9 protein-coding genes are annotated in these 13,867 nt (G+C 34.3%); 1 reads left to right on the top strand and 8 read right to left on the bottom strand.

Annotated features, from left to right (window positions below; genetic code table 11):
- Positions 1 to 48: 48 nt before the first annotated feature.
- A complete protein-coding gene (locus A4V09_RS02555; RefSeq protein ID WP_065540959.1) occupies positions 49 to 1,953 on the bottom strand; it encodes a GBS Bsp-like repeat-containing protein in 1,905 nt (634 codons plus the stop codon).
- 833 nt (positions 1,954 to 2,786) lie between these two features.
- Positions 2,787 to 5,186 carry a glycosyltransferase gene (locus A4V09_RS02550; protein WP_065540958.1) on the bottom strand — a complete coding sequence of 800 codons (2,400 nt, stop codon included), beginning with the start codon at positions 5,184 to 5,186 and terminating at the stop codon, positions 2,787 to 2,789.
- A 328-nt stretch (positions 5,187 to 5,514) separates the two neighbouring features.
- On the opposite strand from A4V09_RS02550, the gene A4V09_RS02545 reads away from it, so the two are divergent.
- Complete coding sequence (locus A4V09_RS02545; RefSeq protein ID WP_084043405.1) at positions 5,515 to 6,780, top strand: CDP-glycerol glycerophosphotransferase family protein; 1,266 nt, start codon at positions 5,515 to 5,517, stop codon at positions 6,778 to 6,780.
- Between the two features lie 431 nt (positions 6,781 to 7,211).
- On the opposite strand, the gene A4V09_RS02540 is transcribed toward A4V09_RS02545, so the two are convergent.
- The 6 genes from A4V09_RS02540 to A4V09_RS02515 all read right to left on the bottom strand — a co-directional run bounded on the left by A4V09_RS02540 (position 7,212) and on the right by A4V09_RS02515 (position 13,864).
- Positions 7,212 to 7,946 carry an ABC transporter ATP-binding protein gene (locus A4V09_RS02540; protein ID WP_065540957.1) on the bottom strand — a complete coding sequence of 245 codons (735 nt, stop codon included), beginning with the start codon at positions 7,944 to 7,946 and terminating at the stop codon, positions 7,212 to 7,214.
- A gap of 1 nt (position 7,947) precedes the next feature.
- Positions 7,948 to 8,730, bottom strand: coding sequence for an ABC transporter permease (locus tag A4V09_RS02535; RefSeq protein WP_065540956.1), 783 nt, complete (start codon positions 8,728 to 8,730; stop codon positions 7,948 to 7,950).
- A gap of 18 nt (positions 8,731 to 8,748) precedes the next feature.
- A complete protein-coding gene (gene tagD / locus A4V09_RS02530; RefSeq protein ID WP_065540955.1) occupies positions 8,749 to 9,144 on the bottom strand; it encodes a glycerol-3-phosphate cytidylyltransferase in 396 nt (131 codons plus the stop codon).
- A gap of 113 nt (positions 9,145 to 9,257) precedes the next feature.
- Positions 9,258 to 10,010, bottom strand: coding sequence for a glycosyltransferase family 2 protein (locus A4V09_RS02525; RefSeq protein WP_065540954.1), 753 nt, complete (start codon positions 10,008 to 10,010; stop codon positions 9,258 to 9,260).
- A complete protein-coding gene (locus tag A4V09_RS02520; RefSeq protein ID WP_065540953.1) occupies positions 10,007 to 11,395 on the bottom strand; it encodes an exopolysaccharide biosynthesis polyprenyl glycosylphosphotransferase in 1,389 nt (462 codons plus the stop codon). The genes A4V09_RS02525 and A4V09_RS02520 overlap by 4 nt, the downstream gene beginning before the upstream one ends.
- 81 nt (positions 11,396 to 11,476) lie before the next feature.
- Positions 11,477 to 13,864 carry a glycosyltransferase gene (locus tag A4V09_RS02515; RefSeq protein WP_242963932.1) on the bottom strand — a complete coding sequence of 796 codons (2,388 nt, stop codon included), beginning with the start codon at positions 13,862 to 13,864 and terminating at the stop codon, positions 11,477 to 11,479.
- Positions 13,865 to 13,867: the final 3 nt, after the last annotated feature.

Genomic DNA, 13,867 nt, shown 5'->3' with positions numbered 1-13,867 from the left:
TAAGGGGCCGATGCCAAAAAGCATCAGCCCCTTTTAATCATTCATTTACTATCTTGTTATTTCGCCCATAGACTCTGAAAACAAATGTGGTTCCCCTTCCATATCTACTGTATAAATATGGATATTATATTCCGAAACCTTGTAAGCAAAATCCGATGCCCATACCTTAGTCACATAAGAGCCGTCTGCCTGTAGTTCTGCTTCATACCACTTCAAATCACTCTGATCCTCTTCCGCCCATACAGCGCAGCGCAGCGCCTGAATATTTGCATCGGCCGATAGATTTCTTATAATGACTTCGTATTTTCCGGTTCTGAAATCGTATGGGGTCACCTCAATTTCTGTCGGGATCTCTTCAGGATTCCCGGCTGGTTCTTCTTCTGTTTCTGCTTCAGCGGTCATATTCTCTTCCGGTTCCTGTACTACAATATCTTCCGTAAGCTTTTCCATTAATTTTGACTTTTTATCCAGCTCAATGTCTATCGTATTTTTATCATATTTTTCAAGTAAGGTAGCTTCTGATGAAAATAAATTTGTTCCAAGACCCAACCGGTTGCCTTCGATTTCTGCACCTAAACTTGCCAGTGTGGTTGGAAAATTATCAAATGTAGAATACTGTCTGTAAGTATCCCCCTTGGCCTCCACAGCAGAATTTATGTAAGTGGTAAAGACTTTTCTATTGTAACTTTTATCCACGTCTTCACAGAAATCACTGTCCATAGTCGGATGATCTCCAGATATGACAATAGTTGTATTTTCATAAAAAGCCTGTTCTTGTACCCACTTCACAAATTCGCCTACCTGTTTACTTGAACAAGCTATAACATTAGCGTATTGGTCGCTTCCATAAGTATCCTGACAATCCTCGCATATATATCCATCCTCAAAGTGAGTATCCACTGTTAAAATGGTCATATTAAATGGTTCCTCTGAAGAACTGGCTTCCAGCAAATGTTCTTTCGCAAACTCAAAGAGTTTTTTATCCTCATATCCCCAAAATACATGATAATCTTCTGGTACTTGTCCGTTGTCCTTACTATAATAATAATCATAAATATTATAATTTCCATGTTGAGTATAAAATGATTTCCTTCCTCCAAAATTTGCGTCAGAACCTAAAAGCAAATTTTGAGTATACCCCTCTTCTTGAAGAATATCCCCTATAGCAGTCAACCCCGGCATAAAACTTTCCTGCTCGTTCATTGCGTTACCTTCTATTGGAATCATAAGAGGTAAACCGGTACTCTGTGCAAACATTGCAGCCACTGTCCAGCCAGTACCATTTAATGATATCCCTCCGTTTAATGATTTTTGACTGCCGGAGAAATTTTCATTTTCAATTGACAGATCTGTAAGTTCTGGTATTATATTTTTTGTAAATGCTCCGCCATGTTTTTCATCCGCATAGGTATTTTCCATGGACTCCAGATAAATGTATATTAAATTTCTTTTTTGTTCCGGAAACTTTATATCTACGGATTTAGGGTCTATATAGTTGTCATCAATAAATGTAGAATAAGTACTTCTGTTACTTGCATAAGCCTTAATATCCAGTCTGCTCCACATATAATTTATAGAAGTACCTGCGATTGCAACAGATATAACTGCAGAAAATAAAAGTATAAATCCCTTTTTCTTTTTTACAATTTTATAAATAATTCCAACAAGTAAAATAATGCCTATGGATACAAGGACACAGGATAATATGTAACTTATAATTATCCCACTATCAGTTCCCTGCAGAGGTGATTGTATGTGAAACATCAGTTCATTCATAGTAAGCCCCGTCCAGGTTCTAAACATCCATGAAATACTGGTGGCTATTAACAGAGAAAGAAAAGCAATCAGATACCCTATTACTATTCCTATGATTTTTATGATTTTCCTGTGTACTGTGAACTTTGTGCTTATATTTGCATGCAAATCTTGTTTTATTTCTTCTTTTGTGTCCATACTTCGCTCCAAAATATTTATATATATTTTTTACTATTTCTTATATAAATCCTTCTTTATACAAGATAACACAATATGACAAGAGATTGCAATATGATTATTAAGGAATCTTTAGATAAATGATAAATCTAATATTTAAATTCTGAGATATTATGAATAATCATTTTTCACACTTCCGCTAAATTTCTAACCACCTGTACCCCGTATCCAGCGATAGGGATATCAGGCTTTTTCCAATCCAGCTTTTGTGCGACAAATAGATGAACTCGTATCCCTTCCGTATTAAATGCAAATAAATATCTTTATCACTTTCCAAAAGCAAGTCATTTTTGGTTTTGTGCGTCACCACAGTCGCTCAACCAATCAAAATCTGTGCAAGCTGGCACTTTCGCAAACGGTAATTTCTCTTTCTCATAATGTTGATTCATTCATTGGCAAATTCTACATTTGCACGACAGAGGGTTCATATGCCGAGAAGGTGATGAGCGTCTTAATATGCACCACCGCTTTTTATGCCGCTGCAGAACCAATCCTTCATAATTTTTGACTACCGCCCCGTCTGATAAGTAATCATGAAATTTCATTCCTTAAAAGATTAATAGTTTTCAGTACCTCCTGGTAACCGTAGGTAAATTTATAGCTGACAGATTCTTATTAAATCAAAGGGATTGTATGACTCACACGAATCACGCAATCCCTCTTAAAACTATCGTTTTCCATCATTCCCTATTTCGACAGACGCCTTTAGTACATGAGGTTTAATTTACTGTATACCAGTCCCAAGTACTACCTTATCTATCATCACTTCTGACTCTCTGTATGACTAGTTAAACCTAATTTTCTTCAAACAGTGTCTCAAATTGCTCTATTGCATGCTCATTATATCTTTTGTAGTCAACATTCATCACAGGCACTTCACCACGATCAAAAGCAATCAATCCATTATATATACCTTCAACACTAGGGGGAACAAGATATCCTCCGTATTCTTTTACAAACCCTCTGGGTCCCGGAATATCCGTAGATATAACAGGCAAACCTAGCGTATCAGCTTCTAATATAACCAACCCCAGCCCTTCGTAAAGAGAAGATAAAATAAATAAATCACACTTCTTCAATACTGGCATGGGATTACTCATAAAACGTATAATAATAATATGATTTTTACTTTTAAGATTCTGTGCATATTGCAATGTCTCATCGTATAGTTGACCATAGCCGCCAATGATTATTAAATACCCTTCTTTATATATTTCATAATATTTATCAAAAGCATTTAAAAGCATTTGGTGACCTTTTTCAAAAGAAAACCGTCCAATAGTAATAAATTTTTTTTCTGAATTATCTAAGATAATTTCTAATTCCGCCTTAGATACAGTACTTATAGTTCTTTCATCAAATATGATTTTTTCATTGCTTTTTCTAATAATCCCTTGATAATCATGACAATTATTCACTATACAAATATTATTACTGTTATTACCTAGCTCAAACGTAGGTTCATAGATATCAGTAGTTACTGGAACTACTTTAAAATATTCAGCATACGCCCTTTTCACAGTATGTTCATGCTGATTTGTTTTTAATTCCAATTCTTTAACCATATCATTATGAACAAATACTATATTTCTATCAGGAGCATTTTGAAATAACGTTAATGTCTTTTCTCCATATCCTGAATAGTGAATAACAAACGTGTAGTCACTTTCCCCATAATTTTTTTTAAATTCTCTAGAGTAATATCGATCAACATATTTCATGATCCACCTATTCTTTTTCTTTTTCCTAAAATACAATACTGTTGCCAATACCTCTAAAGGTGTTCTTCCAAAAAAACCTGTAATAGGAACAATCCCTACCCATGATGGTAATAATTTTACTTGTAATGGATCTTTCCTATAACTACTTTTGACAAAGGTCACAAAATAATTTCTTTTTGTATGATCAATGTTCTCTAATAAATTTAAAAATGCTGTTGTTAATCCATTCTTTGCTAATACTCCACAATAAATTAATACATTATCTTTTCCATTATCAATTACAGTTTCTTCTTCTAAAACTTTTTCATTTAAAATAATATGTTTACATACTATCTGCGCCACATTTTTCCTATCATACTGACAATATTTTTTTCTAAATTCTGTATCATCATAGTTTTTAGGCTTTCTCAATTCTTTTACCAATTCTGATACATTTTGTACCTGTGGAAATGGGAAACTATCTAGCTGCACATAAATCCCTCTATCATCTAAATACTGTTCTTTATCATATACAAAAAGTACAATTTTTTTTCCAGTATTTGAAAAATCAAAAAACACACTTGAATAATCTGTTATTAAACAGTCTACCATATTTAGTATATCATATGGATCATAACCATCTGGAAATGCACAGATATGCTGAAATTTGTTATAATCAATAGCTTTTGCCACAAAAGGATGAAGACGGACCAAAAGTAATTCATCATCACTCAACATTTCGTCCATCTGTAATAAATAGTTTTGTACCTCCAAAACTTGCACTTCCGTCTCAACTTTTCCCACCACGCCACGCCATGTAGGCATGTAAACAAAGACCTTTTTATCTGCCATATTCAATTTAGCGCGAAGTAATACTCCCTCCTCCGGATAAAAAAACACAGAATTCCTTGGATAACCGGAACATAAGATTTTGCCTTTATATAAATTATCCATACAATAAGCCTTAATCATAATATTTCTCATATAATCACTTGGATATAACAGATAATCGGATAATAAAAGACTCTTTTGTACATTGCCCATAGAGTATGCTTGATTATCAACATCCTTTCCCATTTTCTTTAAAGGTGTCCCATGCCATGTATTTGTGATAATCTGCCCTTCCTTTTTTACAAACTCCATAGGAAAGGATGTATCAGTAATTAAGTATTTTGCCCTTGCTAATAATTTATAATGCCGGTAACCTGCTTCTTTCACGATTTTAGCATTAGTAATATTATATAACTCTAGAGTATTCTTTAGTTGTCTTTTTCTATCCTTATTACTTGAAAAATACAATTTATAATCACTATACACAGAATTCCCGGACAGTTCTTGTGCCAAACGAAGAATATTGCCTCCTAAGTCTTTACCATTTTTGGAATCTAAAAGAATAGTATTTCCATCCAAATCAGAGGAGTAATAATAATGAATATACCATGCTGAACGTAACATACTTTTAACTTTTTTGAGAATCCTTTTAAGCTTTTTCATACTTTTCCATTCCTTTATAAAATATCCTATATATATTATCATATTTTATTTTTTTTTTCAATCTAATAGTAAGTTGTTGTTATGACCTTGTGATGATGTTCTTACATCTATTAGACCATTTCCAGACAACAGGCTGCTGAGCTTACATGTTTAATTATCCAATTAAGTTCGTTCAAACTCCGCAAAAGATGAATACAACTTATCAATAATTATTGAAATACAAAAAATATCCACGCACCTGAAAATTTTATTACCAACCAGAAATTGCACTATTTATAATAACATGTTATTATAAATAAAATAACTTGCATAATAAAGGAAATATAATATGAAAAATAATATCAAAACCACTTTAGGGTATATAAAAAACAAAAATCATACGCTAAAAAAAATATATGATACTATTGCTGAAGTTTATTTTTATTATAAATACAAACTCATTTGCCTTAATAATGCTACAGATAATAGGATAATAGTTTTTGAATCTTTTATAGGCAAACATTATGCATGCAGCCCCAAAGCAATTTACAATTATCTTATAAATGATTCTCGCTTCAAAGACTTTACATTTGTATGGGCATTTAGGAAAAACAAGTTACAGGAAATAAAAAGTGATTTCACTGATTCCAGAACTATTTTGGTGGAATATAAATCACAAAAATATTTTGAATATTTCGCTAAAGGAAAGTATTGGATCACAAACTGGAGAATTCCTCCATATATGACCAAAAAACAAGATCAAATTTTAATTGAGACCTGGCATGGTACGCCTTTTAAAAAAATAGGTATTGATCTTAAAATAGAAGGAAATGTACTTACTTCACAGAAAAAAAGTCATAAAATGTATATAAATGATGCTAAAAGATATGATTATTTTATATCTCCTTCTGCATTTTGTACAAGTGTATTTACTTCTTCCTTTGGTTTAAATCAGCTTCATAAGGAATATATATTAATTGAGACTGGTTATCCTAGAAATGATTATCTTTTAAACTATGAACCAAAAAAAGCAATAGAAATAAAGAATAAATTAGGCATACCATTAGATAAAAAAGTGATTTTATATGCACCTACTTGGAGAGATAATCAATATATTTTAGGAATAGGTAACATATATGATATTGAAAAGAATTTTTTAAATTTTATAGAACAGATTAGTGATGATTATATTGTAATCTTGCGGTTACATTATTTAATTTCATCAAAACTTGATTTGAAATCTTTTCAAGGGAAAATTTTTGATTACTCGCAAATGGACGATGTTAATTTACTTTATATAATTAGTGATATTTTAATTACAGATTATTCAAGCGTGTTTTTTGACTATGCAAATTTACACAAACCTATTATTTTTTATATGTATGATCTAGATGAATATCAAAATACTGTTCGTGATTTCTATATTAATTTAAACGAACTGCCGGGACCGATTCTAAAAACGCAGGAAGAGCTATTAATAGCTGTATACAATATTGATGCTATCGAAAAGCAATATTCCACTTTATATCAGAAATTTTGTGACAAATATAATTATCTGGATGATGGACATGCCACTGAACGTGTCGTTAACACATGTATTAATAGTAACCTATGAGGCCCCGCATAATGTGTACGCAGCAAACCATAATTAGTGATCTATTTATAGACCGACGGATTTTATTGTTACAGATTTATATGTTTACTGTTTTTATTTTGCTGTTTCCGAGATGATGTAGATAACAGCCTATGATTCTTTTACTTATATCAGCTGTCTCCGGCTATGTTTATACCATTGAACAATGGAACTCTTCTTCTGTCCCATTGTTATCATGGGAGCTCTTCTCCAATAATTGAATACACAAAGCCTAAAGTATCTACCTAAAACCCATCCAATGTTCAGGATACAGGATAGGGACTATTTTTACGACAGATGGATCTGAAAAGGTCCCATGATTCATAATATCATGAGACCCCCATCTGTTTATTTCCTAAATTGTCCATAATACAATCAGAAAACTAATTATTCTATTATATAATTGAACTAACCTATTTACTCATAAAGTCATCATATGCTGCCAATACTTCGTCTGTATCACCAAGCATTTTCATCTCTCCATCATGGAGCCATAAAATGCTTGTACACAATTCCTTCAACGTCTGTGCACTGTGTGAAACAATCAACACTGTTCTGTCTTTATTGGAAATAAGCTCTTTCATTTTATTATAACTTTTCTTTTTAAATCTGGCATCTCCAACACTGAGGACCTCATCAATTAATATAATATCCGCTTCTAAAATTGCCGTAATTGAAAATGCAAGTTTTGAATGCATACCGCTGGAATAAGTCTTAACCGGCATATCTATAAACTTTCCGAGGTTTGCAAATTCAACAATTTCATCCATCTTTCCGCGGACCTGCTCCTCAGAAAAACCCAGAAGCATACCTGATAATAATATATTTTCACGACCGGTTAACTTCTTCTGAAAGCCAACACCAATAGACAGCAGAGATACACTATTGCCATGCAAATCTATTATTCCTGAATCAGGTGAAAAAATACCTGCAATAGCCCTAAGCATAGTGGATTTTCCACTTCCGTTTTTTCCTACAATGCCCAGGATTTCCCCTTTAGGCAGTGAAAAAGAAACGCCGCGTACAGCCTCATATACTTCTGTCTTAGCCTTTTTAAACTTCAGCAAGCTCTGCCTAATAGAAAAAGACTTTAAACATTTATATGTGATTCTTAAATCTTTTACGTCTAATGCAATTTCCTGTTCCATATTACATCACCTTTACATAACTGTTTTCATATTTATAAATCAGTTTAATACCCAGAATGCATAACAATAATCCAATCACTCCCCAAACTAAAATCAGCTTACGATACGGTGCACCGGAGTAAATCATACATCTCCTGGAAGACTCCATAAGCATGGAAACCGGATTGCATTTCAGAAGAATACTTCTAAATGGCTCCGGAACACGATCCCCTATTGAATAAAAGATGCCCGACATATAAAATACAAGCCGCAAAACAACATTCATAACATTATAAAGATCATCCACAAATACGCCAAAATGCAGCATAAAACAGCATATCCCAAAAGTCAGCAAACCTAAAACCAATAAAATTGGAATCATATATAGAATATTCCATGTTACCGGAATTTGATATATCACCATCATAACAATGACCAGTGCAAACGATACCAGCATTTTAAACCCATTAACCATCATTTTCTGGAGTATCAAAACAAATTTAGGTATATAGACCTTTGTAACTATAGCACTGTTATTGCGGACAATTTTAACGCTGCCGATAACTGTCTTGTTAAAAAAATTCCATAGGGTTAATCCAATAAATACAAATACAGGAAAATACTGAACTCCACTTCTGAATACTACAATGGCAATAAATGTATATACCAGCATAAACAGTAATGGATCCAATATCCACCACAGCCAATTCAAATATGAACTTGCAACCTCTGCCTTCAGGTCTGACTTTGCCGAATACTTTGCATATTTGTAATACCGTTTTAAATCATCTCTAAATCTCTTCATAATTTATAGTCCAACCCGTCAGTGCTTATTCAAATCATTTTTGATCTGTGTTGTAGATATTTCTGGTGTCCTAGGCAGATAGACAACCTCACAGCCTTCCTCTTTCAGGAAATCAAATTTTCCAACCCAGTCATCCCCCATAACGAATGTATCCACATGATATTCTTTTACATCAGTCTTCTTCTGCTCCCAAGTTTCTTCCGGAATCACCAAATCCACGTAGCGGATCGCTTCAAGCAAGTGCTTTCTTTCTTCATAGGAAAAATAACATTTTTTTTGTTTTTCATTCCAGTTAAACTCATCTGTAGATAATGCAACAATCAAATAGTCTCCCTGCTGTTTTGCCCGGCGTAATAAGTTAATATGTCCATAATGCAGTAAATCAAATGTACCGTACGTAATTACTCGCTTCATTTTTTTATCTCCTTAAACATAGTTTTTATATCAGCCACAACTGAACTATAAAACAATCTTATCGATTATATCACATAAACCGCATTTTTTCAACTCTGTACCTAAAGTTCCAATCATATCCCCATGTATTTGATAATACCATGAACAGCATATGACAAGAAGAAAATACAGCTTTTTATTCGCCCATATCCCATATAGCGATATACTTGAAATGTCATACCAGCAGATTTAAATTTATTCCGGGATTTTCCGCCTTCACTGAGGCGATATTTTAGATATGGATAGTTAATCCCTGCACAGCAGCCATATTTCTTCAATACCTTTAGCCAAGTTATATAATCTTCATGGCTTTTGTCATAACACATAGGGAATTCCATAGCTACATCTTTTCTTATTAATACAGATGAACAATTAATACTATTATGCTTCAACAGATCTTTATAAGTAACTGAAGTAGCTACTCCAACTTTTTTGCCGGTACTGCTTCCGTCTGGTTTCATCAATTCTCTGCCCGTAGAACATATTACACTGCCTGTCTGCTTCATCATTTCCAACTGCTTCTTTAACTTTCCCGGCTCCCACCAATCATCCGAGTCCAGATATGCAATAAAATCACCTTTTGCAGCTTCTACCCCTCTATTTCTTGATGCGGCAGCTCCCATATTATCTTTATTTTTGATATAATGAAAATCCGAACGCATTATATACCTTTTTAATACGTCCCTAGTGTTATCACGCGAACAATCGTCAACTACAATTAACTCCAGCGGCACATCCTGTATCCAAACAGATTCTATAGCCTTTTTAATATATTTTTCAGCCTGATATGCCGGCATGATTACCGATACCAATGGTTTCCCTGTCATGCTTCTTTCTTTTCCTTTTCTTCTCCATTGGAGTCCAGCAAAGCATTCTTCTGCGTATCCTCAACCCCTTCTGAAGTTTCTTTCTGGAATAAAATTTTGAAAGTCATCAGCATTAACTTTAAATCCAGAAGAACTGAATAATTCTCGATATAAAACAAATCCAGTTTCAATTTGTCATAAGGCGTTGTATTATATTTACCATAAACCTGTGCATAACCGGTCAACCCTGCTTTTACTTTCAGTCTATAGTAGAATTCCGGTATCTCTCTCTGATACTCTTTCAAAATAGCCTTTCTTTCAGGTCTTGGGCCTACAATTGACATGTCGCCTTTCAGAACATTAAACAATTGAGGAAGCTCATCAAAATGAAGATTTCTCAATACTTTTCCAACCGGAGTGATTCTGGAATCGTTTTTTGAAGCTAATCTGGCTCCATTCTTTTCCGAATCCACACACATACTTCTGAACTTATATATACGGAAAACCCTGCCATGCAGTGTAAGACGCTCCTGGCGATAAAATACCGGACCTCTGTCATAGCATTTAACAGCCGCTGCACATATAAACATGACAGGCGAGGAAATGATAATACCTACGACTGCAACGATAATATCAATGCTTCTTTTTATTATGGCTTGTCCAGCAGTCAGTCCCATATTTTTGGACACCAGCAGAGGTGTGTCAAACAAATGAATCCTCTCTGTTCCAAGTAAAATAACATCGGATATTTTAGGGGTTACATAACAGCGGACAGAATGCGCAAAGCAATGTTTTAGATATTTGTTACGAAGCTGAGAAGGTAAATCCCATATAATAACAGCTTCATAATCATGCATCATTTTATATATTTCTTTTTCACCTGCACTGATGTGCACTTTACCGCTGATATCATATTTATCTTTTCTGGAGTTCATTTTTCTGATCAATTCGTCCGGTGCTCTGTCTCCATAAATGACCAGCATTCTACGAGCTTTATATATTTTTGAATAAATATAACCGGACCCCAGTGTCCAGAATATGATAATGATGATGTCCAGCAGGGTAATGATCAAAAGTGGGCCTGGAGATAAAAACCAACGGTTGATCAGGGTAATCTGTAAATATGCTACCACATTTGTGCATATAGTTGCCAGAGTAAGAGAATACATAATATCAAGCTTTTTAAGATATCCTACTCTGAGACCACCATATAAACTTGAAAACAAAATCAGAATTAATGCATAAAGCGCTATTAAAGCCCAGTTACCCTTATTCCAAAAAGGTTCAAAGATTAAATTGCGATAATACTGATACCAGACAATTCCAAATAAAGATGTCTGAGCAACGACAACTAACGCCGTAAGTATAAAAACAATTATTCTTTTGTAAAAGTCTGTCGTTTTCAAAGTATGACCTCTTCTCTTTCTGTTACGTCCAATTTCTATCTTCAGCAGTATACCACAATTCTATATCGAATGCAATTTACTTTATTCTGTCAATAACTCCTCAAATTTCCGGGTACTCTCCAGGTTTCGCTTTTCATAATCCACATTCATAGAAGTGAGTTTTTTCCGGTTAAACATTATCATCCCTTGTAAAATCCCCTCCTGACTATTTGCCAGTAAAATCCCTCCATGCCGCCGCAAAAAACCACGGGGACCCGGTACATCGCATGCCGTAACCGGAATTCCCAGGGTATCAGCCTCCAGTAATACAAGACCTAACCCCTCATAATAGGAAGAAAGCAGGAACAAATCACATCTTTTTAAAACAGGCATGGGGTTGCTCATTGATCTGATCAATATAATATGTTCAGATGCAGCAGTCGCACGCGCCAGTTCCAAGGTTTTGCTGTAGAGATCACCAGTACCGCCAATAATAATCAAATTAGACTCTCTATGTTTTAACCAATATTGTTCAAATGCTTTAATTAAGCGTTCATGACCCTTTTCAGGTGAATATCTTCCAATATTTATAAATTTCACGGAATTGCCGTTGAGAATCTTTATCAACTCTTCCTCAGTCTTTGTAGACAGAGTGTTTTTATCAAAAGAAACTGGCATTTTGCTGCGTTTTATTACGCTTTCATAATCATGACAGTTTTCAATTACATGGATATTATTTTCTCTTCCGCTGATTCGTATGGTTGATTGCCGGATATCTTCGCTGACGACCACAACATTATCATAAGATTTATACACATCCTCCAGCAGATAACGGGATTGGTTTTTCTTTAATGCGATTTCCTGCTCCATATCATTATGAACCCAAATTGTGTTCCTACACGGCGCTTGTTCGATCAATGATGTAATATATGCTTCATAACCATTATAATGAACCGCATGTTCAAACTGAACATTACCAAAATGTTTTCTCCACTCACGTTTATAAGCACGGCGCAGCCTCTGCATTATCAAACGACCTTTGCAGCCTGCTTTTATATAAAAGAGCTGTGCAAATCCTGTCAATAAATCCATGTTCATCTCACTGGAAATAGGAAATACCCCCATATTTTCAGGTATTCTTTTTGTCCGCTCAGGTTCTGCTTTCACGGATTGCATACGAAAAGAAATATAATAATTGTATCTGCTTTTATCCAAATATTTCATCATACTGCAGAACGCAGTAGTGATTCCATTTTGGTTTAAATCACCTGCATAAAATAGAATATTTTTTTTGTTATTTTTATTCATCTTAACAAGCGCACAGCAATTCTCTTCTAAAAATATCTGTCTGCAGATTTTCTCTGCGGCATCCCTGCTCTCATAAGTGGCATATTTCATAAGAAACTCTTTGTTTACACTGCCGGAATCATTTTCCAGCTCGCGTATAATATCATTTACAGTCTCTGCCATTGAAAAAGGATAATCTGTAATATTCTCATACAACCCTCTTTCCCTGATATACTCTTCGTAATCATAAGCAAAGAGTATGATTTTTCTTCTGGTAATGGCGAAATCATACATCACACTGGAATAGTCCGTAATCAGAACATCACACGCATTTAAAACTTCATATGAATCAACATTCTCAGGTATTGGTTTAATATGTGAATACTGGCTGATTTCAATCTGGTTTTGAATGAATGGATGTACTTTTATCAGTAACGTCTGTTCATCAGAAAGTCTGCTGTCAAGCTCGTGCAAATGTTGATGTATCCTTGTCCCGAACCCTTCCACTTCAATCTGATCTGCTTTACCGCGAAATGTGGGCATATACATAATTAGCTGCTGCCCTTCATAACCCAGCCCTTTTTTCATTCTCTCTCCGCTTTCACGTGAAAAAAATATACTGTTTCTGGGATAACCTTCATGAAGTACTACACCATTATAAAGGTTGTCCAGCATGTATGCCCCTGACATTTTTTCTTCCATATATTCGTTTGGAAATAACAGATAATCCGCAGCCAGCAAATTGCGCATAACATTTCCCATGCTGTACACTTCATCAACATTATCTCTTCCCATCCTTTTTAAAGGTGTTCCATGCCAAACATTGAGATAAATCTGGTTTTCTTTTTTAATAAACCGTCCCGGAAAACTTGTATCATTAATTAAATATCTTGCTTTTGATAAATAAAAATAATACTGCAGACCACCTGTCTCTACTATTTTATTTATATGCAAATCATAGTTTTCAAGTTTCTGCATTATTGTCTTTTTTGAGGTCTTATCTGCAGCTAAAACTAATTTAAATTTTTTATATTGTCCCTTTTCCAATTCTCTGCAAAGAGAAAAAATATTTCCCTCCAATGCTTTACCGCCTCTTGACTCCAGGAAAATCATGTTCGGGTCCAGCGATACGCGCTCATAAAAACTGTTATAAAAAGGAAACCACGTGCCACTTTTCAGCTTTTTTAATACCTTGATCAACATCTG

The sequence above is a fragment of the Blautia pseudococcoides genome (genome assembly GCF_001689125.2).
GTDB classification, from domain to species: Bacteria; Bacillota; Clostridia; order Lachnospirales; family Lachnospiraceae; genus Blautia; species Blautia pseudococcoides.
This window is presented reverse-complemented; position numbering and strand designations above follow the sequence as displayed.